The 26,164-nt window shown below is 59.4% G+C and carries 23 protein-coding genes; 4 read left to right on the top strand and 19 right to left on the bottom strand.

The window, feature by feature from the left end:
- Window positions 1-4: 4 nt before the first annotated feature.
- Window positions 5-1,225, top strand: a complete 1,221-nt coding sequence (fabB, locus tag HU742_RS06970) for a beta-ketoacyl-ACP synthase I (RefSeq protein WP_186636213.1) — start codon at window positions 5-7, stop codon at window positions 1,223-1,225.
- 72 nt (window positions 1,226-1,297) lie between these two features.
- Here fabB and HU742_RS06965 read toward each other — a convergent pair whose 3' ends face one another.
- Both HU742_RS06965 and HU742_RS06960 read right to left on the bottom strand, forming a co-directional pair.
- A complete protein-coding gene (locus HU742_RS06965) occupies window positions 1,298-1,762 on the bottom strand; it encodes a DUF3859 domain-containing protein (RefSeq protein ID WP_186611576.1) in 465 nt (154 codons plus the stop codon).
- A 209-nt stretch (window positions 1,763-1,971) separates the two neighbouring features.
- Window positions 1,972-2,988, bottom strand: a complete 1,017-nt coding sequence (locus HU742_RS06960) for an amidohydrolase family protein (protein WP_186643765.1) — start codon at window positions 2,986-2,988, stop codon at window positions 1,972-1,974.
- Window positions 2,989-3,109: 121 nt separating this feature from the next.
- Between HU742_RS06960 and HU742_RS06955 the strand changes: the two genes are divergently transcribed.
- The gene (locus HU742_RS06955) at window positions 3,110-3,970 is read left to right on the top strand and encodes a pirin family protein (protein WP_186643763.1); all 861 of its coding nucleotides are present in this window, start codon (window positions 3,110-3,112) and stop codon (window positions 3,968-3,970) included.
- A gap of 58 nt (window positions 3,971-4,028) precedes the next feature.
- Here the strand turns inward: HU742_RS06955 and HU742_RS06950 are convergent, their stop codons facing one another.
- The 4 genes from HU742_RS06950 to HU742_RS06935 all read right to left on the bottom strand — a co-directional run bounded on the left by HU742_RS06950 (window position 4,029) and on the right by HU742_RS06935 (window position 7,752).
- Window positions 4,029-4,757 (bottom strand): dienelactone hydrolase family protein, encoded by a 729-nt coding sequence (locus tag HU742_RS06950; protein ID WP_186636206.1) that lies wholly within the window; start codon window positions 4,755-4,757, stop codon window positions 4,029-4,031.
- A gap of 68 nt (window positions 4,758-4,825) precedes the next feature.
- On the bottom strand, window positions 4,826-6,730 hold the full coding sequence (gene htpG, locus HU742_RS06945; protein WP_186636204.1) for a molecular chaperone HtpG: 1,905 nt from the start codon (window positions 6,728-6,730) through the stop codon (window positions 4,826-4,828).
- Window positions 6,731-6,817: 87 nt separating this feature from the next.
- A complete protein-coding gene (locus tag HU742_RS06940; protein ID WP_186636202.1) occupies window positions 6,818-7,279 on the bottom strand; it encodes a PaaI family thioesterase in 462 nt (153 codons plus the stop codon).
- Window positions 7,276-7,752 carry a PaaI family thioesterase gene (locus tag HU742_RS06935; protein ID WP_186643761.1) on the bottom strand — a complete coding sequence of 159 codons (477 nt, stop codon included), beginning with the start codon at window positions 7,750-7,752 and terminating at the stop codon, window positions 7,276-7,278. Before HU742_RS06935 ends, HU742_RS06940 begins: the two co-directional genes overlap by 4 nt.
- Before the next feature lie 158 nt (window positions 7,753-7,910).
- Here HU742_RS06935 and HU742_RS06930 point away from each other — a divergent pair, with 158 nt between their 5' ends.
- Entirely contained in the window at window positions 7,911-8,162 is a 252-nt protein-coding gene (locus HU742_RS06930) for a hypothetical protein (protein ID WP_030138335.1), read from the top strand.
- Window positions 8,163-8,239: 77 nt separating this feature from the next.
- Here HU742_RS06930 and HU742_RS06925 read toward each other — a convergent pair whose 3' ends face one another.
- From HU742_RS06925 to sdhC, 11 genes are all read right to left on the bottom strand, one after another.
- Entirely contained in the window at window positions 8,240-8,977 is a 738-nt protein-coding gene (locus HU742_RS06925; protein WP_186636199.1) for a DUF599 domain-containing protein, read from the bottom strand.
- A 165-nt stretch (window positions 8,978-9,142) separates the two neighbouring features.
- A complete protein-coding gene (brnQ, locus tag HU742_RS06920; RefSeq protein WP_186636197.1) occupies window positions 9,143-10,456 on the bottom strand; it encodes a branched-chain amino acid transport system II carrier protein in 1,314 nt (437 codons plus the stop codon).
- Between the two features lie 341 nt (window positions 10,457-10,797).
- On the bottom strand, window positions 10,798-11,682 hold the full coding sequence (gene sucD / locus HU742_RS06915; protein ID WP_003179236.1) for a succinate--CoA ligase subunit alpha: 885 nt from the start codon (window positions 11,680-11,682) through the stop codon (window positions 10,798-10,800).
- Window positions 11,682-12,848 carry an ADP-forming succinate--CoA ligase subunit beta gene (gene sucC, locus HU742_RS06910; protein WP_007919879.1) on the bottom strand — a complete coding sequence of 389 codons (1,167 nt, stop codon included), beginning with the start codon at window positions 12,846-12,848 and terminating at the stop codon, window positions 11,682-11,684. The genes sucD and sucC overlap by 1 nt, the downstream gene beginning before the upstream one ends.
- A 196-nt stretch (window positions 12,849-13,044) precedes the next feature.
- Entirely contained in the window at window positions 13,045-14,481 is a 1,437-nt protein-coding gene (gene lpdA / locus HU742_RS06905; RefSeq protein ID WP_186636194.1) for a dihydrolipoyl dehydrogenase, read from the bottom strand.
- Window positions 14,482-14,592: 111 nt separating this feature from the next.
- Window positions 14,593-15,813, bottom strand: a complete 1,221-nt coding sequence (odhB, locus tag HU742_RS06900; RefSeq protein ID WP_186643759.1) for a 2-oxoglutarate dehydrogenase complex dihydrolipoyllysine-residue succinyltransferase — start codon at window positions 15,811-15,813, stop codon at window positions 14,593-14,595.
- Between the two features lie 43 nt (window positions 15,814-15,856).
- Window positions 15,857-18,688, bottom strand: coding sequence for a 2-oxoglutarate dehydrogenase E1 component (locus HU742_RS06895; protein WP_186636189.1), 2,832 nt, complete (start codon window positions 18,686-18,688; stop codon window positions 15,857-15,859).
- A gap of 262 nt (window positions 18,689-18,950) precedes the next feature.
- Window positions 18,951-19,655, bottom strand: a complete 705-nt coding sequence (locus HU742_RS06890; RefSeq protein WP_039594133.1) for a succinate dehydrogenase iron-sulfur subunit — start codon at window positions 19,653-19,655, stop codon at window positions 18,951-18,953.
- 11 nt (window positions 19,656-19,666) lie between these two features.
- Window positions 19,667-21,439, bottom strand: coding sequence for a succinate dehydrogenase flavoprotein subunit (gene sdhA, locus HU742_RS06885; RefSeq protein ID WP_186611588.1), 1,773 nt, complete (start codon window positions 21,437-21,439; stop codon window positions 19,667-19,669).
- Between the two features lie 3 nt (window positions 21,440-21,442).
- Window positions 21,443-21,811, bottom strand: a complete 369-nt coding sequence (gene sdhD / locus HU742_RS06880) for a succinate dehydrogenase, hydrophobic membrane anchor protein (protein WP_003179222.1) — start codon at window positions 21,809-21,811, stop codon at window positions 21,443-21,445.
- Window positions 21,805-22,179, bottom strand: a complete 375-nt coding sequence (gene sdhC / locus HU742_RS06875; protein ID WP_024780620.1) for a succinate dehydrogenase, cytochrome b556 subunit — start codon at window positions 22,177-22,179, stop codon at window positions 21,805-21,807. Before sdhC ends, sdhD begins: the two co-directional genes overlap by 7 nt.
- Before the next feature lie 365 nt (window positions 22,180-22,544).
- On the opposite strand from sdhC, the gene gltA reads away from it, so the two are divergent.
- Window positions 22,545-23,834, top strand: a complete 1,290-nt coding sequence (gltA, locus tag HU742_RS06870; RefSeq protein WP_186636186.1) for a citrate synthase — start codon at window positions 22,545-22,547, stop codon at window positions 23,832-23,834.
- 194 nt (window positions 23,835-24,028) lie between these two features.
- Here the strand turns inward: gltA and HU742_RS06865 are convergent, their stop codons facing one another.
- Complete coding sequence (locus HU742_RS06865; RefSeq protein ID WP_186636183.1) at window positions 24,029-25,687, bottom strand: cation acetate symporter; 1,659 nt, start codon at window positions 25,685-25,687, stop codon at window positions 24,029-24,031.
- Window positions 25,684-25,995: a DUF485 domain-containing protein gene (locus HU742_RS06860; protein WP_186636180.1), complete on the bottom strand. Its 312-nt coding sequence runs from the start codon at window positions 25,993-25,995 to the stop codon at window positions 25,684-25,686. Before HU742_RS06860 ends, HU742_RS06865 begins: the two co-directional genes overlap by 4 nt.
- Window positions 25,996-26,164: the final 169 nt, after the last annotated feature.

Genomic DNA, 26,164 nt, shown 5'->3' with positions numbered 1-26,164 from the left:
CCGCATGCGCCGCGTCGTTATCACTGGTCTGGGCATCGTTTCGTGCCTGGGCAATGACAAAGAGACCGTCTCCGCTAACCTGCGTGCAAGTCGCCCTGGCATCCGGTACAACCCGGAATATGCCGAAATGGGTCTGCGTAGCCAGGTTTCCGGCTCCATTGACCTCAACCTCGAAGAGCTGATCGATCGCAAGATCTATCGTTTCGTCGGCCATGCGGCGGCTTACGCCTACCTGGCCATGAAGGACGCCATCGCTGACTCCGGCCTGACCGAAGAGCAGGTATCCAACCCGCGCACCGGCCTGATCGCCGGCTCCGGCGGCGCCTCGACCTTGAACCAGATGGAAGCGCTGGACATCCTGCGCGAGAAAGGCGTCAAGCGCGTAGGTCCGTACCGCGTCACGCGGACCATGAGCAGCACCGTTTCCGCCTGCCTGGCCACACCATTCAAGATCAAGGGCCTGAACTACTCCATCGCTTCTGCCTGCGCCACCAGTGCCCACTGCATCGGTACCGCCATGGAACAGATCCAGATGGGCAAGCAGGACATCGTCTTTGCCGGTGGCGGCGAAGAAGAACATTGGAGCCAGTCGTTCCTGTTCGACGCGATGGGCGCCCTGTCCAGCAAGCGCAACGACACACCGGAAAAAGCCTCTCGTGCCTACGATGCCGACCGTGACGGCTTCGTCATCGCCGGCGGTGGTGGCATGGTCGTGGTCGAGGAGCTGGAACACGCCCTCGCCCGTGGCGCAAAAATCTATGCGGAAATTGTCGGCTACGGCGCCACTTCGGACGGCTACGACATGGTTGCCCCGAGCGGCGAAGGTGCCGTGCGTTGCATGCAAATGGCGATGTCCACCGTCGATGCACCGATCGACTACCTGAACACCCACGGCACCTCGACCCCGGTCGGCGATGTCGCGGAGATGAAAGGCGTGCGTGAAGTGTTCGGCGACAAAGCCCCGGCCATCAGCTCCACCAAGAGCCTGTCGGGTCACTCCCTGGGCGCCGCCGGCGTTCACGAAGCGATCTACTGCATGCTGATGATGGAAGGCAACTTCATGGCCGGTTCGGCCAACATCGACGAGCTGGACCCGGAAGTGGCCGACCTGCCGATCCTGACCAAGACTCGCGAAAATGCCACCATCAACACCGTGATGAGCAACAGCTTCGGCTTCGGTGGCACTAACGCCACCTTGGTGATGAAGCGCTGGCAGGGCAAGTAAGCCCCGCCGCTACGCCGCACACAAAAACGCCCCGACTGGTTCGGGGCGTTTTTTTGCCTGCTCAGTTCAAGTTCAGCGCACGACAAACCGCTGCTGCGTCAGCAGTCGATCACCCTGGAACACCATGAACCGCCATTCCCCCGGCACCACTTCATGGCTTTCGGTGAACTCATACGCCATCACGTCCTGAGGCGCACCGGGCACCAGTTTCTGGATGACTTCGAACTTGTCATGCCGCACGCCATCGGGAGTACGAATGCCTGGCGTGAAGTACAGCAGGGTCAACGGTTGGTCATCCGCGACCTTGCCCGCCAACTGGTAGCGCATGCCAAATTTGGTGCCCAGCTTGGCCGGCACGCTTTCGGTCTGGCGGATCTGTTCGTTGCTGCGACGCAGGACCCGCTCGCCCGATTGCAGCTCGGCTTGTGGCCCTTCGAATACACCGTACTCCACCGGACCTTCGACACGGACTTCCGCCTGGGCCAGGCCACAGGTCATCAACAGCGCGAGCAGCGCGCTTGGACGGGTGAGATGCATATTGCGCTCCTTGATTGAGATGAGCGCGAGGGTATGACGCGGGGGTGACAGGCTGATGACAAAGCCAATGCACCCTGCCACCGATAACTCGGGCAAATGGCTAACCTGTGGCGAGGGAGCTTGCTCCCGCTCGACTGCGCAGCAGTCGCCAGATTTTGGGGCTACTGCGTAGCCCAGCGGGAGCAAGCTCCCTCGCCACAAGAGCGGGCTCAGCGGGCCGCTGAGCGCGGCAACACCGAAAGGAAATTATCCCGCGCCACTTTCCTCGCCACGTCTTCCGGCAAGGCGTCCAGGAACGGGTCAAAGCTGCGCAGCTCCTTACCCAGTTTGTTGAAGCGTCCTACCACATCAGATCCCAGCATGAAGCGTTCAGGGAAGCGCTCCACCAGCTTTACCCATTCATCCCTGGGCTTGCCCGCCTCGTCGAGCAAATACGGCGTGAGCATGCTCCAGGACAGGTCGATGAACAGGTTGGGGTAGGACTCGAGCATCCGCGTCAGCGTGGGCAGCAGGAAATCCAGCTGAGTCTGGTGCCGATGAATCTCCATGCTGGTGCCGGCATGAGCCCAAATGAACCGTGTGTGTGGATGATTACGCAACGGCTCTTCCACTTCCGCCAGATAAAGCGGATTTCTCTCACGCTTGGACGTGATATTGGAATGCAGCATCACCGGCAGGTCGTTCTCGGCGGCCAGGTGATAAATCCGGGTCATGGCCTCGTTGTTAGCGCGGGGGGTGTCGCCGGAGGTCAGCGCCGTCAAGTCGTCATGGCGAGTGAACACTTCGCCGATGCCTTGCCACAGCCCAGGGTACAGGTCGAGCATGCGCTGGATATGCGCAGCGGAATTCTTGTCGTTGGGATTGAAGCCTGACAGGAACGGATGGAAATGCTGGCGTTGTTCGGCGGGCAGTTTGTTTACCGCTGCGGCGACTATCACGTCGGTGGCGCTATACCAATAGGCGTCCGCATCGTCACCGGCGTAATAACGCGGACGCTTGGGCTCGTCCTCATGCCATTTCTTTGCCACCGGCACGCCGGAAATCATGACGTGCTCGATGCGGTTGTCGGCCATGGCCTTGAGCAGCTTGGGCATGCCGGCGGTTTCCTGGAAGAAATCGACGTAATGCAGGTGCGCATCGCTGTAGGCATATTCGCGAGCGACGGCGCCGCTGCTGGAAACGGCCAGCAAACAGGCGAAAATCAGACGGGTCGAGGGCACGGGCACTCTCCAAAAGCCATGAGCAAGCATAGACCCCATCCGTCTCGCCTGGGTTCAAGCCGCCGCTGCCGCTCGTTGTGAGCTCGGGTTATGCTCTGCGCACTCGTCGTTCAACCTGGAAGCCCTCATGACCGCTCCCCTGATCGTTCGTCCCCGTGCAGAAGATGTGGAAGGCCAGCCCATTCTGCGGCCGCTGCCGTCGGCCAAATGCCGCAGCGTCGGACCCTTCGTGTTTTTCGATCACATGCTGCAAACCTCCTACCCGGCCGATAAAGGCATGAATATCCGCCAGCACCCGCATATTGGCCTGTCCACCCTCACCTACCTGTTCGAGGGAACACTCCAACACAAGGACAGCCTGGGTTCCGATCAGGTGGTGCGTGCCGGGGACGTGAGCTGGATGACGGCGGGCAGCGGCATCGCCCATGTCGAGCGCACCCCTGACTCATTGCTGGGCAGCGCTTTTGTCATGCATGGCCTGCAAGTCTGGTTGGCTTCGCCCAAGTCCCATGAGCAAGGGCCAGGGCACTACAGCCATCATCCGGCCCAGACCCTGCCGGTCAGCAATAACCTGGGCGTCAGCATCCGCATGATTGCCGGGTCAGGCTTTTGCCTGGAGTCGCCGGTCCCGGTACTGTCGCCTACGCTGTATGCCGAACTGAACCTGCAAACCGCGACGACACTGCTGATCCCGACCGAGCATGAAGAACGCGCACTGTATGTCCTGAGCGGCGAGGCGCAGCTGGACGGTGAACCGCTGGAGCCTCATTCGCTGGTGATACTGCCAGCGGGGGAAGAGATGGCACTGTTTGCCGACAGCGATTGTCACGCCGTGCTGTTCGGCGGCGCTCCGCTGGATGGGCCACGTCGGATGAACTGGAATTTCGTTTCCAGCGACCCGGCCCGCATAGACGAAGCCCGCCAGCGCTGGGCGGCCGGGGACTGGCCGACGGTGCCGGGGGAAAGCGAGCGGATCGAATTGCCCTAGATTCACACCCATCCCGTGGCGAGGGAGCAAGCACCCTCGCCACAGTTATTGGGTGCATTCAGCCCTTGAACACTTCATCCAGCAAATTATGCATCGACCGGAACGCGCGCCCGGCGACCTTGGCGTCGTACATCATTTTGCCAGGCACATTGGCTTGTGGATCGGTGAAAGAGTGCACCGCGCCGCCATAGCTGAGCAATTGCCAGTCCACACCCGCGGCATTCATCTCATCTTCGAACGCCGGCAGTTGTTCCTTCGGCACCAGCGGGTCGGACGCGCCGTGCATCACCAACACCGCGCCGTTGATATTTTGCGCATCGGCCGGGTCCGGTGTATCCAGGGTGCCGTGAAAGGAAATGGTGGCCTTCAGCGGCGCACCGCTTCGCGCCAGTTCCAGGGCGCAGCAGCCACCGAAGCAGAAGCCGAACGTGGCCAGTCTCGCCGTATCGACCTCTGCGTCACCCTGGCTCTGCAGTTGTTCGAACGCGGCCTGCATGCGCTTGCGCAACAACGCCCGGTCGTTCTTGAGAGGCATCATCGCCGCCCCGGCCTCCTCGGCATTGCTCGGGCGCACCGTTTGCCCGTACAGGTCGGCGATCAACACCACATAACCATTAGCCGCCACCGATCTGGCGATGTCTTCGGCACCCGCCCCGACACCCATCCAGTTCGGCGCCATCAGCAAACCCGGACGCGGGCCCTGCTGGTTGACGTCGAAGGCCAGACGACCTTCATAACTTTGACCATCGATCTGATAGACCAGCGAACGAACCGTAACCTCACTCATGACGGACTCCTTTTTGACTGAACACCAGAAATGACAAAACCCGCCGAAGCGGGTTTTGTCTCACTTGATCAAGCTGACAGTTCAACCAGCAACTTGTTCAGGCGACGGACATACGCCGCCGGGTCCTTCAAGCTGTCGCCGGCCGCCAGGGCCGCCTGATCGAAGAGTATGTGCGACAAGTCGCCGAAACGCTCTTCGCTCTGCTCGTTATCGAGCTTCTCCACCAGCGGGTGCGCCGGGTTGAATTCGAAGATCGGCTTGGAATCCGGGACCTTCTGGCCGCTGGCTTCGAGGATCTGGCGCATCTGCAAACCGAGGTCCTGCTCACCGATAGCCAGGATCGCCGGCGAATCGGTCAGGCGGTGGGAAACACGCACTTCGCTAACGGCATCGCCGAGGGCCGTCTTGATCCGCTCGACCAGGCCTTCCTTGCTCTTGGCGACTTCTTCGGCGGCTTTCTTGTCTTCTTCCGAATCCAGGTTGCCGAGGTCCAGGTCGCCACGGGCCACGTCGACAAAACTCTTGCCGTCGAACTCGTTGAGGTAGCTCATCAGCCACTCATCGATGCGGTCGGTCAGCAGCAGCACTTCGATGCCTTTTTTGCGGAAGACTTCCAGGTGCGGGCTGTTTTTCACCTGTGCATAAGTTTCACCGGTGAGGAAGTAGATCTTGTCCTGGCCTTCCTTGGCGCGAGCCAGGTAGTCGGCCAAGCCAACGACCTGCTCGCCATCGTCACCCTGGGTGGATGCAAAGCGCAGCAGGCCGGCGATTTTCTCTTTGTTAGCGAAGTCCTCGGCTGGACCTTCTTTCATCACCTGGCCGAAGTTCTTCCAGAAGCTCTTGTATTGCTCCGGCTCGTTCTTGGCCAGTTTTTCCAGCATGTCCAGGACGCGCTTGGTCAGTGCCGACTTCATGGAGTCGATGATCGGATCTTTCTGCAGGATTTCCCGCGAGACGTTCAGCGACAGGTCATTGGAGTCCACCACACCCTTGATGAAGCGCAGGTACAACGGCAGGAACGATTCGGCCTGGTCCATGACGAACACACGCTGCACGTACAGTTTCAGGCCGCGTGGCGCTTCACGTTGGTACAAGTCGAACGGCGCACGGGCCGGCACGTACAACAGGGAGTTGTATTCCAGCTTGCCTTCGACCTTGTTATGGCTCCAGCTCAGCGGGTTCTCGTAGTCGTGGGCGATGTGCTTGTAGAACTCCTGGTATTCCTCGTCCGTAACCTCGGTGCGTGGACGGGTCCACAGGGCACTGGCGCGGTTGACGGTTTCCCATTCCACTTCAGGCTTTTCTTCACCTTCGGCAACGGTGACTTCCTTCGGCAACTCGATCGGCAGCGCGATGTGGTCGGAGTATTTCTTGATGATGTTGCGCAGGCGCCAGCCATCGGCGAACTCGTCCTCGCCGGACTTGAGGTGCAACACGATGCGAGTACCGCGATCAGCCTTGTCGACGGTGGCGACTTCAAATTCGCCCTCGCCCTTCGACGACCAATGCACGCCTTCGCTCGCCGCGAGGCCGGCACGGCGGCTGAACACTTCGACCTGATCGGCGACGATGAAGGCGGAGTAGAAACCGACGCCGAACTGACCGATCAGGTGGGAATCTTTCTTCTGGTCGCCGGACAGGTTTTTCATGAAGTCGGCGGTGCCCGACTTGGCGATGGTGCCCAGGTGCGTGATCACCTCTTCGCGGCTCATGCCGATGCCATTGTCTTCGAGGGTGACGGTTTTCGCGTCCTTGTCGAAGCTCACACGGATCTTCAGCTCATTACCGCCTTCCAGCAGCTCTGGCTTGGACAGCGCTTCAAAACGTAACTTGTCGACAGCGTCAGAGGCGTTCGAGATCAGCTCGCGAAGGAAAATTTCCTTATTCGAATACAGCGAGTGAATCATCAGGTGCAGCAGTTGCTTCACCTCGGTCTGGAAGCCCAGGGTTTCCTTTTGAGTTTCCACGCTCATGGTCATCAAACTCCAAGTGGATGGTGGTGTCCGCCTCGCAGAGATTGGCGGCGGGATGTCCTGAAGGTTGGGGCAACGGTGATGATTTCAAGGGCCGGTCGGCTTGGAAGGTGCAGGGATTTTGAAATGGGCCCGGGCCGTTGCAATAGGCTCGGCCTCACTTTCCTGCCAGGCGGTGATCGCCACATTGGCTACGCGCCGCCCCTGGCGCCATACCTGGCATCTGGCATAGGTGTCGCGAAACTGCCCGGCGCGCAGGTAATCCAGGGAAAAATCGATGATCTTCGGCACACCCGGCGCACGGGTGGCGATCAGCAGATGAACGGCAGCCGACAACTCCATGAACCCGGCGATCACTCCGCCATGAATGGCTGGCAGCAAAGGGTTACCAATGTTGTCCTTGTTGGCCGGCAGGCAAAACAGCAGTTCGTCGCCCTGCTGCGTGCATTCAACGCCAATCAGTTGCGCATAGGGAATCGAAGCGAGCAGCAGCGCGTAGTCGCCCTGTTCGCAGGCGCGGCGCAGTTGTTCCTCGGTGATGTCGGTCATGGCTGCGCCACGGCGGCCATCGGGCCGCCCTTCCCTATTCCCCGGGCATGCTCGCCCAGGCGCATGAACGTGCCCACCACATGAGCGATGGGTTGCTGGGGGTCGTCCTGGTAGGCGAAACCGCGGGAGAAGATCACATCCGGAGTCACCCGGTAGCATTGAGCGAAGCCGTAGACGTCCTTGTGGGGCTCGGCGGCGTGCATATAGTCGATGCGCAGGTCGAGGGTGGGACAGACTTCGAATTGCGGGAGCACGCATAAGGTCGACATGCCGCACGCGGTGTCCATCAATGAGGTCAACGCGCCACCATGGATGATGCCCGTCAACGGGTTGCCAACGATTCGCGGGCTGAACGGCAGGATGACCGTCAGCCCGTCACGACTGGCGCTGTGCAACGTCAAGCCCAGTACCTGGCAATGCCGCAGCGCGGATAAAAAGCGTGTCGCGCGCTCAAAAACGAGATCTTCAGCCATGTTCATCAACGCCCTTGTTTGTTTATAGGTCTGGCAACAGGCGGGTGCGCTAAAGTTCCGCAACCTTGCAAAGTTATATATCTGTCGCAAAAGAGGAACTTAACCTGAGGGGGGTTGCTCAAAAGGCCAGTAGTTATTTCCATAAGGAGAAACACCCCATGCGTAAGACTTTTGCTATTGCCTTGATGTTGGCCGCCTCCCTCGGTCTCGCTGCCTGCGATAAAAAATCCGAGGACAAAGCTCAAGATGCCAACCAACACGCTGAGCAAGCTCAGCAAGACATGAACAAAGCACAGGATAAAGTGAACGACGCGGCGAAAGAAAACGCCGAAGCCGCCAAAGCTCAGTCTGAATCGAACAGCGCCGCCCAGCAGGAACAAGCCCCTGCTACCGCGCCTAAAACCAACTGATACGGTTTTAGCAGTAAAAGAAAACCCGCCTGGAGCGGGTTTTCTTTTGCCTGCAATTTGGGCGGCTCAACGCTGCGTCACGCGGTTTCCTTGCCGGCCTCGGACGTTGGCGCTTCGGTAGGCGTATAGACCATTACATCCAGCACGTCCGAATGAAACTCGCGCTGATACAGCACAAACACCACACCGGCGCTCATCAACATGAATAACAAGGGGCTGACGAACCACGCCAACATGGTCATGCCGAAATAATAGGCGCGCAGGCCGAAGTTGAACTGGTTGGCCGCCATGGAGATGACCCGTGCCGCTCTTGATGCAAAGGCCTTGCGCTCTTGCTCGGACACATGCCGTTCACCGATCATCGGCGCCGAACCCACCAGGACCGCGGCAAAGTTGTACTGGCGCATGCACCAACTGAACGTGAAGAACGCATACACGAACACCAGCGCCAGGCACAGCAGCTTCACCTCCGCCATGCCTTGGGAAGCCTGTTGCACCAGTGGCAGGTCCGCGAGCAACGACACCGCACGGTCAGACGCGCCCAATACCGTGAGGATACCGGCGAGGATAATCAGCGTACTGGAGGCGAAGAACGACGCGTTGCGCTCAAGGTTACCGATCACGCTGGCATCGGCGATGCGGTTATCGCGCAGCAACATGCGACGCATCCAATCTTCTCGGTACAGGTGCATGACGCTGGCCAGGCACGCCGTATCGCGCGCTTTCCAGGAAGCGTAACGGGTGTAGCCAGCCCAGCAAATAATGAACCATACGGCGGCGAGAAGATGAATCAGGTTGGCTTGAATGAATGACATGCAATTCCCTGTATGACAATAACGAACGCCGGAACCGTGTTTGCGGACTCAGGACACCCCATTCGACGCTGGCTCAAGGAAAAAGACACTGCACCCATAAAAAAAATGCCCCGTATCGATTGATACGGGGCATTTCGTTTTCCCAGTGTGCCTGCTCGAAGCCGCTTAAGCCAGTGCTTGGCTGCGCTTGCCCAATAGCCGGTCGCAGACCACCGCGACCACCAGGGTCATGACCGAAGGGATCAGCCAGGCCAGGCCCTGCTCGCTCAGAGGCAGGTGGGCCAATTGTGCCGGCATCCAGTCCGCCAACCCGGCGCCCTTGAGGGCATCGATCAAGCCAAACAGGAAAGAAACCAGCATGACCGGGCCGACGATGCGCCCTTGCTCGTGCCAGAAATCCTTGCAGAAGCTCAGGGCCACCAGAACGATGCAGGGTGGATAGATCGCCGTCAGCACCGGAATCGAGAAGGCGATCAGCTTGGTCAGGCCGAGGTTGGAGACCAGCAGCGAAAACGCCGCCAGGATGATCACCAGCGTCTTGTACGACAGCGGCAGGACGCGGCTGAAGTATTCGGCACAGGCGCAGGTCAGGCCGACCGCAGTCACCAGGCACGCCAGGGAGATCAGTACCGCGAGGAAACCACTGCCCAGGCTGCCGAACGTGTGTTGCACGTAGGCATGCAGCACGGCCGCGCCATTGGTTGCGCCCGCCGCCACTTCGTGGCTGCCGGAGCCCAGGCGGAACAGGCTGACGTAGACCAGCGCCAGGCCCACTCCGGCGATCAGCCCGGCGATGATCGCGTAGCGGGTGATCAAGGCCGGCGACTCGACGCCCCGGGAACGGATCGCGTTGACGATGACGATGCCAAACACCAATGCTCCCAGGGTATCCATGGTCAGGTAACCATTGATGAAGCCTTGGGAAAACGGCGCCGCCACATATTCAGGCGTTGCCACGCCAATATCGCCGGCAGGCAGGGCAAACGCAGCGATGCCCAGCACCGCCAGGGCGATGATCTTCAGTGGCGCCAGGAAGCGCCCGACGGTGTCCAGCAAGCGGCCCGGATAGAGCGAGATGAAGAACACCAGCAGGAAGTACACCGCACTATAAAGAAACAGCGCCAGCGGACTTTCGCCGGTCAGCGGCGCAAGGCCGACTTCGAACGATACGGTGGCGGTTCGCGGCGTGGCGAACAGCGGGCCGACAGCCAGGTAGCACACCGCCGCCAGCAAACCACCGGCGATCTTGCCTATAGGGCTGCTCAAGGCATCCATAGCCCCGCCGACCTTGGCCAGCGCAACGACGGTGATCACCGGCAGCCCGACCGCGGTGATCAAAAAGCCCAGCGCCGCCATCCAGACATGAGGCCCGGACTGCAAACCGACGATAGGCGGGAAGATGATATTACCGGCCCCGACGAACAGGGCAAATGTCATGAAACCAAGCGCCAGGATGTCCTGGCCTTTCAACACTTTCATTAAGGAAACCACACTACTGAATCGGAATTTAGAGAGGGATTTCCCTGAAGGGTGAGGGAAATGCTGCCGATCCGTATGGGACCGACCCGTTTAGCACGTCGCGGCCTTATGGGCCGCGGGTCGCAAAATTGGCGGCAAGACTAACGAATTTATGCGCGGAACGCACTGTTACGGGGCGCACTATCCGATACACGACATTTCTGTGTCGCGTTTATGTAATAAAAGCGGCTACAAGCTACAAGCTCTCACTCAGCTTGAAGCTCAAAGCTTGCAGCTGCCCTCAAACGACAAAGGCCACCCGAAGGTGGCCTTTGTTGCTGGAACGAAGGGTCAGCCGAAGCTTACTTCTTCATTTCCCAGCCAGTCAGCTCGGCCAGGGCCTTGCCGATGTCTGCCAGCGAACGCACGGTTTTCACGCCTGCGTCTTGCAGTGCAGCGAATTTCTCGTCTGCAGTGCCTTTGCCGCCGGAGATGATTGCGCCAGCATGGCCCATGCGCTTGCCCGGAGGAGCAGTCACACCAGCGATGTAGGAAACAACCGGCTTGGTCACGTTTGCCTTGATGTAGGCAGCGGCTTCTTCTTCAGCGGAACCGCCGATCTCACCGATCATGACGATCGCTTCGGTCTTCGGGTCTTCCTGGAACAGCTTCAGGATGTCGATGAAGTTGGAGCCTGGGATCGGGTCACCGCCGATGCCGACGCAAGTCGACTGACCGAAACCGGCGTCAGTGGTCTGCTTGACGGCTTCGTAGGTCAAGGTGCCGGAACGGGAAACGATACCGACCTTGCCTGGCAAGTGAATGTGACCTGGCATGATGCCGATCTTGCACTCGCCTGGAGTGATCACGCCTGGGCAGTTAGGGCCGATCAGGGTGATACCCAGCTCGTCGCACTTGACCTTGGCTTCCAGCATGTCGATGGTCGGGATGCCTTCGGTGATGCAGACGATCAGCTTGATGCCGCCAAACGCTGCTTCAAGGATGGAGTCCTTGCAGAAAGGAGCCGGAACGTAGATCACGCTGGCGGTAGCGCCAGTGGCTGCAACAGCGTCCTTGACGGTGTTGAAGACAGGCAGGCCCAGGTGCTCGGTGCCGCCCTTGCCCGGCGTTACGCCGCCAACCATCTTGGTGCCGTATTCGATGGCTTGCTGGGTGTGGAAACTACCTTGCGAACCGGTAATACCCTGGCAGATAACCTTAGTGTCTTTATTGATCAGGACGCTCATTATTTGCCCTCCGCAGCTTTAACGACTTGTTGAGCAGCGTCGGTCAGGCTGGTAGCAGCGATGATGTTCAAACCGCTTTCTGCCAGTACTTTAGCGCCCAGCTCAGCGTTGTTGCCTTCAAGGCGAACAACAACCGGGATTTTCACGCCGACTTCTTTCACGGCGCCAATGATGCCTTCGGCAATCATGTCGCAACGAACGATGCCGCCGAAGATGTTGACCAGTACTGCAGCGACGTTGGTGTCGGACAGAATGATCTTGAACGCTTCGGTTACGCGTTCCTTGGTAGCACCGCCGCCCACGTCGAGGAAGTTGGCTGGCTTGCCGCCATGCAGGTTGACGATGTCCATGGTACCCATGGCCAGGCCAGCACCGTTGACCATGCAGCCGATGTTACCTTCCAGGGCTACGTAGTTCAGTTCGAACTTGGCAGCGTGCGCTTCGCGCGGATCGTCTTGCGACGGATCGTGGAAAGTCTTCAGCTTAGGCTGACGGTACATGGCGTTGGCGTCGATATTGATCTTGGCATCGAGGCAGTGCAGGTCGCCGTCGGCCTTGATCACCAGCGGGTTCACTTCCAGCAGCGCCAGGTCGTGGTCCTTGAACAGCTTGGCCAGGCCTACGAAGATCTTGGCGAACTGAGCAACCTGCTTGCCTTCCAGGCCCAGCTGGAATGCCAGCTCGCGACCCTGGAACGGCTGTGCGCCAACCAGTGGATCAATGGTGGCCTTGAGGATTTTCTCAGGGGTGTCGTGAGCGATTTTCTCGATGTCCACGCCACCTTCGGTGGAAGCCATGAACACGATGCGGCGGCTCGAACGGTCAACGACAGCGCCCAGGTACAGCTCTTTAGCGATATCAGTGCACGATTCAACCAGGATCTTGGTGACTGGCTGACCGTTGGCGTCAGTCTGGTAAGTCACCAGACGCTTGCCCAGCCACTGCTGTGCGAAGGCTTTGGCGTCTTCTTTGCTGCGAACCAGCTTGACGCCGCCCGCTTTACCGCGACCACCGGCGTGAACCTGGGCTTTGACAACCCATTCGCTGCCGCCGATTTTGTCGCAAGCTTCTGCTGCCGCTTCCGGGGTGTCTACCGCGTAACCGGTGGATACTGGCAGGCCGTACTCAGCGAACAGCTGCTTACCCTGATACTCGTGAAGATTCATGCTTATTACCGTCTTCGTTAGGTACTGCGCATTCGGTGCTGCACCGTTCTGGTGCCGCACCACCTGTGACTGCTGCTTGCGTAGCTTTCCGGTCAACCGGTGCAGCTACGCAAGGCTGCGTCCAGCGGATATTCCGCGGTGAGTCTTGCTCGCAAGGCTCACGACGGGCCATACCGCCGTGGTTTCTTATTGTCTATTAACGCTTCTTGCGGTTGGCCACGTGGATGGCACCGCCATTTACGGCCAAGGCCGCTTCGTGCAAGGCTTCGGACAGGGTCGGATGGGAGAAGACCATCATGCCCAGATCCTCAGCGCTAGTGCCGAATTCCATACCGATTGCGCCTTGCTGAACCAGCTCTGCAGCGCTCGGGCCGATGACGTGAACGCCCAGTACGCGATCCGTCTTGGCATCGGCGATGACTTTCACGAAACCACCGGTATCGTTGGCTGCCATGGCGCGGCCACTGGCGGCGAACGGGAAGGTGCCGACGTTAACTTCAACGCCTTCGGCTTTCAAGGCCTGCTCGGTTTTGCCTACCCATGCGATTTCCGGGTGAGTGTAGATAACCGATGGGATCAGGTCATAGTTCATCTGGGCCTTGTGGCCCTTGATGCGCTCGACAACCATGATGCCTTCCTCGGAAGCCTTGTGCGCCAGCATCATGCCGCGAACCACGTCACCGATGGCGAAGACGCCCGGTACGGTGGTGGCGCATTGATCGTCCACCTGGATGAAGCCGCGCTCGTCGATTTCCACGCCGCTGTCGGCAGCCAGCAGGTCAGTGGTCACCGGACGACGGCCGACCGCTACAATCAGCTTGTCGAAAGTGATGGTCTGTTCGCCGTTGGCATCGGTGTAGGTCACCACGACTTCTTCGCCGTTGACCTTGGAGCCGGTCACGCGAGCGCCCAGCTTGATGTCCAGGCCTTGCTTGGTCAGGGTCTTGAACGCTTCCTTGGAGACGGCGGCGTCAGCGGCCATCAGGAAGGTGTCGAGGGCTTCGAGCACGGTCACTTCAGCGCCCAGGCGCGACCATACCGAACCCAGCTCGAGGCCGATCACGCCAGCGCCGATCACGCCCAGGCGTTTTGGCACGGTCTGGAATTCCAGGGCGCCGGTGGAATCGACGATCACATTCTGGTCGACTGGAGCCGGTGGAATGTCGATCGGACGCGAGCCTGGCGCCAGGATGACATTTTCAGCTTCGATCACTTCAACCGAGCCGTCCGGCTTGGTCACTTCGACTTTCTTGCCCATCAGCAGCTTGCCGTGGCCCTGGATCGAGGTGACGCCGTTGGCCTTGAACAGGGTGGCGACACCGCTGGTCAGGTTCTTGACGATGCCAGCCTTGCGGCCAACCATCGCAGCAACGTCCATTTTCACTTCACCGGTGGAAATACCGTGAACATTGAAGCTTTCCTTGGCTTCCTTGTACTTCCAGGAGCTGTCCAGCAGCGCCTTGGATGGAATGCAACCGACGTTCAGGCAAGTACCGCCCAAGGCCTGTTTGCCTTCCTTGTCGGTGTATTTCTCGATGCAGGCAGTGGTAAGGCCCAGTTGCGCAGCCTTGATGGCCGCTACGTAGCCGCCAGGGCCCGCACCAATCACTACCACGTCGAATTTCTGAGTCATGAGTCATTCCTTTTCGAATCAAACCGGACGGTCACTTGTGGTGACCGTCGAGGGACGAAACCGGTTGTTACAACAAGAGGCCGGTCAACAGACCGGCCCTCGCGGCGAAAATCAGATATCCAGCAGCAGACGAGCCGGATCTTCAAGCAGGTTCTTGATGGTCACCAGGAACGTCACGGCTTCTTTGCCGTCGATCAGGCGGTGATCGTAGGACAATGCCAGATACATCATCGGGCGAATCACGACCTGGCCATTGATCGCCATCGGACGCTGCAGGATGTTGTGCATGCCCAGGATAGCCGCTTGTGGCGGGTTGACGATCGGGGTCGACATCATCGAACCGAATGTACCACCGTTGGTGATGGTGAACGTACCGCCGGTCATCTCTTCGATGGACAGCTTGCCGTCACGGGCCTTCTTGCCGAAGGTGGCGATGCCGCCTTCGATTTCGGCCAGGCTCATCAGTTCGGCGTTGCGCAGTACCGGAACCACCAGGCCACGGTCGCTGGAGACCGCAACACCGATGTCGGCGTAGCCGTGGTAGACGATGTCGGAACCGTCGATCGACGCGTTGACGGCCGGGAAGCGTTTCAGCGCTTCGGTGGCAGCCTTGACGAAGAACGACATGAAGCCCAGGCGTACGCCGTTGTGAGACTTCTCGAACAGATCCTTGTACTTCGAACGCAGCGCCATGACTTCGGTCATGTCGACTTCGTTGAACGTGGTCAGCATCGCCATGTTCGACTGGGCTTCAACCAGACGCTCGGCAACTTTGGCACGCAGGCGGGTCATCGGAACGCGCTTTTCAACGCGGTCACCGGCAGCGAACACCGGAGCAGCGGCGGCTGGCGCGGCAGGCTTGGCCGGTGCTGCGGCTGGAGCGGCTTTCTTGGCGGCAACGGCGGCTACTACGTCTTCCTTGGTCACACGGCCGCCCTTGCCGGTGCCGGCAACGGAAGCGATGTTGATGCCGTTCTCTTCAGCCAGCTTGCGAGCAGCAGGTGCAGCGACTGGATCGTCTTCGCCCGAAGCAGCAGGCGCAGCAGCCTGAGCGGCAGCCGGTGCAGCGGCGGCTGGAGCGGCAGCGGCAGCGCCGCCCTCTTCGATCGAGCCCAGGACCTGGTTCGACAGGACGGTAGCGCCCTCTTCGGCAATGATTGCGCCCAGCACGCCGTCAGCTTCGGCCAATACTTCCAGCACGACCTTGTCGGTCTCGATGTCGACGATCAGGTCGTCACGCTTGACGGCCTCGCCTGGTTTCTTGTGCCAGGTGGCAACGGTGCCATCGGCAACCGATTCCGGGAATGACGGGGCTTTGATTTCGATAGCCATTTCTGTGGGTCCTTAAAATTCGGTTTCAGTCAGCGCGAAGGCGTTAAACAGTGAAGGCATCTTGCAGCAGTTTTTCCTGCTGCTCGGCGTGCATCGACGCATAACCACACGCAGGTGCAGCGGAGGCATCACGACCGGCGTACTCCAGGCCCAGGCCCTTCTTATGGTTGCCGATGCTGCGACGCAGGTGATGCTGGCTGCTGTACCACGCGCCTTGGTTCATCGGTTCTTCCTGACACCACACCGCGTGGGTGAGATTGGTGTAAGGCGCGATGGCCTCCATCAGGTCCTCTTCCGGGAACGGGTAAAGCTGCTCGATACGCACGATGGCGATGTCTTCGCGGCCTTCGGCACGACGTTTTTCCAGCAGGTCGTAGTAGACCTTGCCGCTGCACAGGACCAGGCGAGTCACCTTCGCCGCGTCCAGGGTATCGATTTCCGAGATAACGGTCTGGAACGAGCCTTCGGCCAGGTCTTCGAGCGTGGAAATCGCCAGCTTGTGCCGCAACAGCGACTTGGGGGTCAGCACGATCAGCGGCTTGCGCAGCGGACGGATGACTTGACGACGCAGCAGGTGGTAGATCTGCGCGGGGGTCGTCGGTACGCAAACCTGGACGTTGTGCTCGGCGCACAGTTGCAGGTAACGCTCCAGACGTGCCGAAGAGTGCTCCGGCCCCTGCCCTTCATAACCGTGTGGCAACAGCATGGTCAGGCCGCAGAGACGACCCCACTTGTGCTCGCCGCTGGTGATGAACTGGTCGACGACCACCTGGGCACCGTTGGCGAAGTCGCCGAACTGGGCTTCCCAGATCACCAGCGCATTCGGCTCGGTGGTGGAATAGCCATATTCGAACGCCAGGACGGCTTCCTCGGACAGCAGCGAATCGTACAGGTCGAAACGTGGCTGGCCCTTGTACAGGTTTTGCAGCGGGATGTAGGTACCCGCGTCTTTCTGGTTGTGCAAGACAGCGTGACGGTGCGAGAACGTACCGCGACCGATGTCCTGACCGGTCATGCGAATCGGGTGGCCTTCGAACGCCAGGGTCGCGTACGCCATGGTTTCAGCGTAACCCCAGTTGATCGGCAAGCCACCGGCTTGCATCTTCTGCCGGTCTTCGTAGATTTTCGAAACCTGGCGCTGGACCACGAAGCCTTCCGGAATTTCCAGCAGCTTGGCGGACAGCTCTTGCAAGGTCTTGAGGTCGAAACGCGTGTCGTGACGAGCGGTCCAGGCGTGGCCCAGATACGGACGCCAGTCCACGAACAGCTCTTTGTTCGGCTCCTTGACCAGGCTCTTTACCACATGCAGGCCGTTGTCCAGGGCGTTGCGATATTCATCGACTTTTTCCTGGACGCGCGCGGCATCCAGGACGCCGCCTTGGGTCAGGCGCTCGGCGTACAGCTCACGGGTGGTGCGCTGCTTGGCGATCTGCTGGTACATCAGCGGCTGGGTGCCACTTGGCTCGTCGGCCTCGTTGTGGCCGCGACGGCGGTAGCAGACCAGGTCGATTACCACGTCACGCTTGAACTGCATGCGGTAGTCGATGGCCAACTGGGTCACGAACAGCACGGCTTCCGGGTCATCGCCATTCACATGGAGAATCGGCGCCTGGATCATTTTCGCGACGTCGGTAGCGTACTCGGTGGAACGCGAGTCCAGCGGGTTGCTGATGGTGAAACCGACCTGGTTGTTGATCACGATGTGCACGGTACCGCCGGTCTTGAAACCGCGGGTCTGCGACATCTGGAAGGTTTCCATGACCACGCCTTGACCGGCGAATGCCGCGTCACCGTGGATGGAGATCGGCAGCACCTTCTCGCCGGTCGGGTCGTTGCGACGATCCTGACGGGCGCGGACCGAACCCTCGACCACCGGGGAAACGATTTCCAGGTGGGACGGGTTGAACGCCATGGCCAGGTGCACTTCGCCACCTGTGGTCATCACGTTGGACGAGAAGCCCTGGTGGTATTTCACGTCACCGGAGCCCAGCTCGACCTTCTTCTTGCCTTCGAACTCGTCGAACAGCTCGCGCGGGTTCTTGCCGAAGGTGTTGACCAGTACGTTCAGGCGGCCACGGTGGGCCATGCCGATGACGACTTCCTTGGTGCCGTAGGAACCGGAACGCTGGATCAGCTCGTCGAGCATTGGAATCAGGCTTTCACCGCCTTCCAGCCCGAAACGCTTGGTGCCCGGGTACTTGGTGCCCAGGTACTTCTCCAAGCCTTCACCGGCGGTGACGCGCTCGAGCAAGTGACTCTTGATATCCGCGGAGTAAGCCGGACGACCACGAACGCTTTCCAGACGCTGCTGGAACCACTGGCGCTGCTCGGAATCGGTGATGTGCGTAAATTCAGCGCCGATGGTGCGGCAATATGTCTGCTGCAACGCTTCGTGAATTTCGCGTAGGCTCGCTTCCTCTTTGCCGATGAACAGGTCGCCGGCACGGAAGGTCGTATCAAGATCGGCATTGGTCAAGCCGTAATGAGTGATCGACAGGTCTGCAGGTGCAGGACGCTGCCACAGCCCCAGCGGGTCCAGCTGGGCTGCCTGGTGGCCGCGCATCCGGTAGGCCTGGATCAGTCTCAGTACTTCAACTTGCTTCTTTTCATGCTCGGAGCTCACGCTGCCGGCAGACACCGGTTGGGCGCGGCGCTGGTTCTTTGCCAGCAGCACGAAATGATCGCGAATCGTCGAGTGCGAAACATCAGTGGCAGAGTTACCGTCAGCTGGCAACTTCTGAAAGTAGGTGCGCCATTCTTCTGGCACAGCGTTAGGGTCGTGCAGGTAGAGCTCGTAGAGCTCTTCCACATAGGCAGCGTTACCACCGGAGAGGTGGGCACTGTTCCACATGCGCTGCATCACGCTTTCTTGCATGCTTGGTCACCCTCGATTTGGGGAACACCATCGGCGAAAACACCGAGCAAACTTGCAGAAGTCCGAGTGCAGCGACTAAAACAAGCCACTTAGGATCACGCTGATAGTCCGGGTACCAGCCCGGATGCCCCTGCTTGTCTCATTTCTTCAAAATAAGAACTGCCACTTTGTGAGTGGCTGTTCTGGTTATAGCCAGGACGTGGGTTGAAGCCCACGCCCTCGCCTCTACGGGTACAGCGGTTCTACGGGTACAGCAGCTGAATCACACGCCGTTTTGCAGCAGCATGTTACGTACGTGACCGATGGCCTTGGTCGGGTTCAGGCCTTTCGGGCAGACGTTGACGCAGTTCATGATCCCGCGGCAGCGGAATACGCTGAACGGGTCATCCAGTGCGGCCAGACGCTCGGACGTCTTGGTGTCGCGGCTGTCTGCCAGGAAGCGATACGCTTGCAGCAGGGCGGCCGGGCCCAGGAATTTGTCCGGGTTCCACCAGAAGGATGGGCACGAGGTCGAGCAGCAGGCACACAGGATGCACTCGTACAGACCGTCGAGCTTTTCACGCTCTTCCGGAGACTGCAGACGCTCGATGGCCGGAGCCGGCGTGTCGTTCTGCAGGAATGGCTTCACCTTCTCGTATTGCTTGTAGAAGATGCTCATATCGACGACCAGGTCACGGATGACCGGCAGACCTGGCAGCGGGCGAACGATCAGCTTGTTGCCCTTGACCACGGCCGACAGCGGCGTGATGCAGGCCAAGCCGTTCTTGCCGTTGATGTTCATGCCGTCGGAGCCGCAAACGCCCTCGCGGCACGAGCGACGATACGAGAAACCTTCGTCCTGCTCTTTGATCAGGGCCAACACGTCCAGCACCATCAGGTCTTTACCACCGGTATCGACCTGGAAGTCCTGCATGAACGGCGCAGCGTCCTGATCAGGGTTGTAGCGATAAACACTGACTTGCAACATAGCGGTCACCCTTAATAAGTCCGGACTTTTGGTTCGAAAGTCGGAACAGTCTTCGGCGAGAAGTTCACGGCACGCTTGGTCACGCGCTTATCACCCGGGAAGTACAAGGTGTGGCACAGCCAGTTTTCGTCGTCACGGTCTTCATAGTCTTCGCGGGCGTGGGCACCACGGGACTCTTTACGCACTTCAGCCGCGATGGCGGTGGCTTCGGCCACTTCCAGCAGGTTCTGCAATTCCAGCGCTTCGATACGGGCAGTGTTGAACGCCTGCGACTTATCGTTGATCTTCACGTTGGCAATTCGTTCACGCAATTGTGCGAGCTGGGCGATACCCTTCTGCATGTATTCGCCGGTACGGAACACACCGAAGTAGTTCTGCATGCAGCTTTGCAGCTCGCGACGCAGGGTGGCGACGTCTTCGCCTTCGGTACGCTCGTTGAGGCCAGCCAGACGCTTGAGTGCCACATCGATATCGGTGTCGCTGGCGTCGCGGTATTCGATACCGTCGGTCAGGGCTTTTTCCAGGTGCAGGCCGGCAGCACGGCCGAAGACCACCAGGTCGAGCAGTGAGTTGCCGCCCAAGCGGTTGGCACCGTGGACCGATACGCAAGCCACTTCACCCACCGCGAACAGGCCAGGGATGATTTCGTCCACGCCTTCGGCGTTCTGGGTGATCGCCTGGCCATGAATGTTGGTGGCAACGCCGCCCATCATATAGTGGCAGGTTGGAACGACCGGAACAGGCGCAACGACCGGGTCGACGTGAGCGAAGGTCTTGGACAACTCGCAGATACCAGGCAGGCGGCTGTGCAGCACTTCCTCGCCCAGGTGATCGAGCTTGAGCATCACGTGGTCGCCATTCGGGCCACAGCCGTTACCGGCGATGATCTCTTTAACCATCGAACGAGCCACGACGTCACGACCGGCAAGGTCCTTGGCGTTCGGCGCATAACGCTCCATGAAACGCTCGCCGTGCTTGTTGATCAGGTAACCACCTTCACCGCGGCAACCTTCGGTGACCAGCACGCCGGCGCCGGCGATGCCGGTCGGGTGGAACTGCCACATTTCGATGTCTTGCACCGGCACGCCAGCACGCAGTGCCATGCCGACGCCGTCACCGGTGTTGATCAGGGCGTTGGTGGTGGACGCGTAGATACGGCCTGCGCCGCCGGTAGCCAGTACGGTGGCCTTGGCGCGGATGTAGGTGGTTTCGCCGGTTTCGATGCAGATCGCGATCACGCCGACAAAAGCGCCGTCCTGATTCTTCACCAGGTCGACAGCGTAGTACTCGTTCAGGAACACGGTACCGGCTTTCAGGTTACCCTGATAAAGGGTGTGCAGCAGTGCGTGACCGGTACGGTCGGACGCCGCGCAAGTACGTGCGGCCTGGCCGCCCTTGCCGTAGTCCTTGGACTGGCCACCGAAAGGACGCTGGTAGATACGACCCTGTTCGGTACGCGAGAACGGCATGCCCATGTGGTCCAGCTCGTAAACAGCAGCCGGGCCTTCCTGGCACATGTACTCGATAGCGTCCTGGTCACCGATGTAGTCGGAACCCTTGACGGTATCGTACATATGCCAGCGCCAGTCATCGTTCGGGTCGGCCGAAGCGATGGCGCAAGTGATGCCGCCCTGGGCGGAAACGGTGTGCGAACGGGTCGGGAACACCTTGGTGATCACGGCAGTCTTGTGACCACCCTGTGCCAGTTGCAGCGCTGCGCGCATGCCGGCACCGCCACCACCAATGATGATGGCGTCGAAAGAAATCGTTGGAATGTTAGCCATGAATCAGATACCCCAGAGAATCTGCACACCCCAGACGAAGTAAGCGAACATCGCAACGCCGCATACTGCCTGGAAGAGGAAACGTACGGCAGTCGCCGACTTGCCGAACGCCATTTGCGTCAGGTAGTCGGTGGCGATGGTCCACATGCCGACCCAGGCGTGAGCGCCCAGTGCAACAAGTGCCAGCAGACTGAAGATACGCATCCAGTTGTTTGCAAACAGTTCGTGCCATTGGGCGTAGCCCAGGCCGGGGTTGGCTACTACATATCCGATCAGGAAAATGAAATAAGCCGCGAGAACGACCGCAGACACACGCTGGGCCATCCAGTCGTAAAGGCCCGAACGCGAAAGGTTCGTGACGTTGGTTACCATATCCAGACTCCTGCCAGAACGATTACCACCACCGAAACGGCGATAACGATTTTCGAGCCCAGCTTGCCGCCTTCCAGCGTCTCACCGATGCCCATGTCCATGATCAAGTGGCGCACGCCGGCTACCAGGTGATACAGCAAGGCGGACAGGATGCCCCAAATCACTAGCTTGGCTAGCGGACTGGTCAGACACGCTTTCACCTGACCGAAGCCTTCTTCCGAATCGAGCGACTTGTCCAATGCGTAAAGCATGATGGCCAGGCTGACGAAGAGGATGACACCGGAAATACGGTGAAGAATGGACGTGTAAGCAGTGACTGGGAGTTTGATGGTCCTTAGGTCTAGGTTTACAGGTCGTTGGCTTTTCACGGCTTATTTTTCACACTGAAGAGCCCCTAACAATCAGGGCAAAGTTGTTGGGGCGCGCACTGGTCAGGTACTCACCACCCAGGGAGTGACGACCCCCAAGAAAGCAGGCCCAAAAGCCCCTGGCGGTCGGTGGCCGAGTATAGACAGTTAGGCTACTAATGACAACGCGTTCACCTTCCCCTAATAGCGCATTGCACAAGCGCCATAAAAGGCGTAAATGGCAGTCAATTTCGCGGAAAAAGTCCGGTTAAAGCCTTCTGGAGCAAGACTTTAGGCAAATTGACATTCGGATTTATCTCACTATAGTGGTGCGGGCCCTGCGTGGGGGGTCTGTCTGATGATTCCAAGCATTAATAGGAGGCCACATGGCTGACAAAAAAGCGCAGTTGATCATCGAGGGCGCAGCCCCCGTCGAGCTGCCCATTTTAACCGGCACCGTTGGTCCCGATGTAATCGACGTACGGGGCCTGACGGCCACGGGCCGTTTCACCTTTGACCCAGGTTTCATGTCGACCGCTTCGTGCGAGTCGAAAATCACCTATATCGACGGCGACAACGGCATCCTGCTGCACCGCGGCTATCCGATCGAACAACTGGCTGAAAAATCGGACTACCTGGAAACCTGCTACCTGCTGCTCAACGGCGAGCTGCCGACCGCAGAGCAAAAGGCCCAGTTCGTCAGCACCGTGAAGAACCACACCATGGTTCACGAACAGTTGAAGACCTTCTTCAACGGTTTCCGTCGCGATGCCCACCCGATGGCCGTCATGTGCGGCGTTGTCGGCGCCCTCTCGGCCTTCTACCACGACTCCCTGGACATCAATAACCCCCAGCATCGCGAAATCTCCGCGATCCGCCTGGTGGCGAAGATGCCAACCCTGGCAGCCATGGTCTACAAGTACTCCATGGGCCAGCCCATGATGTACCCGCGCAACGACCTGACCTATGCAGAAAACTTCCTGCATATGATGTTCAACACCCCGTGCGAGATCAAACCGATCAGCCCGGTGCTCGCCAAGGCCATGGACCGGATCTTCATCCTCCATGCCGATCACGAGCAGAACGCCTCAACGTCCACCGTGCGCCTGGCCGGTTCGTCGGGTGCCAACCCGTTCGCCTGCATTGCCGCCGGTATCGCCGCACTCTGGGGCCCTGCCCACGGCGGTGCGAACGAAGCGGTATTGACCATGCTCGATGAAATCGGCGATGTCTCGAACATCGACAAGTTCATCGCCAAGGCCAAGGACAAGAACGATCCGTTCAAGCTGATGGGCTTCGGTCACCGGGTCTACAAGAACCGCGACCCACGCGCCACCGTGATGAAGCAGACCTGCGACGAAGTGCTCAAGGAACTGGGGATCAAGAACGATCCGCAACTCGAACTGGCCATGCGCCTGGAAGAGATCGCCCTGACCGACCCGTACTTCATCGAGCGCTCGCTGTACCCGAACGTCGACTTCTACTCGGGGATCATCCTCAAGGCGATCGGCATTCCAACCAGCATGTTCACCGTGATCTTCGCCCTGGCGCGGACCGTCGGCTGGATCTCCCACTGGAAGGAAATGCTCTCCAGCCCGTACAAGATCGGCCGCCCTCGCCAGCTGTACACCGGCTACAAGTCGCGCGACATCACCAAGCTGGAAGATCGCAAGTAAGGCCTGCCTTGCAATAGATCCTACGCAGCACTGAAACAGCCCCTGCTTCTTATATAAGAGCAGGGGCTGTTTTGTTTCTACCCTTGTTTATCCCTTCAAAGCGTGGTGATAACCCGCCCAAACAAAAATACCCCGGCCTCTCGACCGGGGTATTTCGTTAGACAAAGGCCCTAATCAGCAGCCTTCAAGTCATCTCAGTGGTTAACCGCCCCACTCGCACCCAGGCCAGTCTGCGAACGCACGAACTGCGGGAAGAACAACGCCCGCTCATTGGCGCCTGCAGCCGACTTGTCGGTGATGGAGAAGAACCAGATGCCGACAAAGGCGATGATCATCGAGAACAGCGCAGGGTATTCATACGGGAAGATCGCCTTCTCGTGACCCATGATCTGCACCCAAATGGTCGGACCGAGCACCATCAGGCCCACCGCACTGACCAGGCCCAGCCAGCCGCCAATCATGGCGCCACGGGTGGTCAGCTTCTTCCAGTACATCGAAAGCAGCAGTACCGGGAAGTTGCAGCTCGCCGCGATAGAGAAAGCCAGGCCCACCATGAACGCGATGTTCTGCTTCTCGAACAGGATACCCAGGCCGATCGCCAGCACCGCCAGACAGATGGTGGTGATTTTCGAGACGCGAATCTCATCCTTCTCGTTGGCCTTGCCTTTCTTGATCACGCTGGCATACAGGTCATGGGACACCGCCGAGGCACCCGCCAGGGTCAGGCCCGCTACCACCGCCAGGATGGTCGCGAACGCCACCGCCGAGATGAAGCCCAGGAAGATGCTGCCGCCAACCGCGTTGGACAGGTGCACCGCCGCCATGTTGTTACCACCCAGCAAGGCACCCGCCGCGTCCTTGAAGGCCGGGTTGGTGCTGACCAGCAGGATCGCGCCGAAGCCGATGATGAAGGTCAGGATGTAGAAGTAGCCGATGAAGCCAGTAGCGTACAGCACGCTCTTGCGCGCTTCCTTGGCGTCGCTCACGGTGAAGAAACGCATCAGGATGTGTGGCAGGCCAGCGGTACCGAACATCAGCGCCAGGCCCAGGGAGAAGGCCGAAATCGGATCCTTCACCAAGCCGCCGGGGCTCATGATCGCCTCACCCTTGGCGTGAACCTTTACCGCCTCGGAGAACAGCATGTTGAAGTCGAAGTTGACGTGCTTCATCACCATCAAGGCCATGAACGAAGCACCCGACAGCAACAGCACCGCCTTGATGATCTGTACCCAAGTGGTCGCCAGCATGCCGCCGAACAACACATAGAGGCACATCAGGATGCCGACCAGGATCACCGCGACGTGGTAGTCCAGGCCGAACAGCAGCTGGATCAGCTTGCCGGCACCGACCATTTGCGCGATCAGGTAGAACGCCACCACCACCAGCGAGCCGCAGGCGGACAGACTGCGAATCTGGGTTTGCCCGAGGCGATAGGACGCCACGTCGGCAAAGGTGTATTTACCCAGGTTACGCAGGCGCTCGGCGATCAGGAACAGAATGATCGGCCAGCCCACCAGGAAGCCGATGGAGTAGATCAGGCCGTCATAACCGGACGTGAACACCAACGCGGAAATGCCCAGGAAGGACGCCGCCGACATGTAGTCGCCCGCGATTGCCAGGCCGTTCTGGAAGCCGGTGATCTTGCCGCCGGCCGCATAGTAGTCGGCCGCCGAGTTGTTTTTCTTCGAGGCCCAGTACGTGATGTACAGGGTCGCGCCGACGAAGGCCACGAACATCAGGATAGCCGCGACGTTGAGAGGTTGTTTCTGCACGGCACCCGCCACGGCATCAGCCGCCCAGACACCCGGTGCAAACGCTGCGACACTCAATAGAGCCAGTAGACGCCGGATCATTGCTGAGCCTCCTTGAGAATCGCATTGTTCAGGTCGTCGAATTCGCCGTTGGCGCGTCGTACGTAAATGCCGGTCAGGACAAATGCCGAGAGAATCAGGCCAACACCGATAGGTATTCCCCAGGTGATTGTCGACTCGGGACTGATCTTTGCGCCCAGTATGTGGGGCCCGTAAGCAATCAGGAGAATGAAGCCGGAATACAAGCCAAGCATGATCGCCGAGAGAATCCAGGCGAACTTCTCTCGCTTTCTCACCAGCTCCTTGAAGCGCGGGCTGTTTTGAATCGAGAGGTAAATGCTGTCGTTCATTGTTTTTATCCTCGCAGCACAGATTAAGTTGGAACAACGCTACTCTATGCGGCTCAAGGCCAGGTTCCAGACGACCTTAGTATTAGAACGACATGACGGTTTGCATGAGGACGGAAAACCGAGGAACTGCGAGCGTAAAAAAACCGCATGACCCAAGGCCATGCGGTTT

The organism is Pseudomonas marvdashtae (assembly GCF_014268655.2).
GTDB classification, from domain to species: domain Bacteria; phylum Pseudomonadota; class Gammaproteobacteria; order Pseudomonadales; family Pseudomonadaceae; genus Aquipseudomonas; species Aquipseudomonas marvdashtae.
This window is presented reverse-complemented; position numbering and strand designations above follow the sequence as displayed.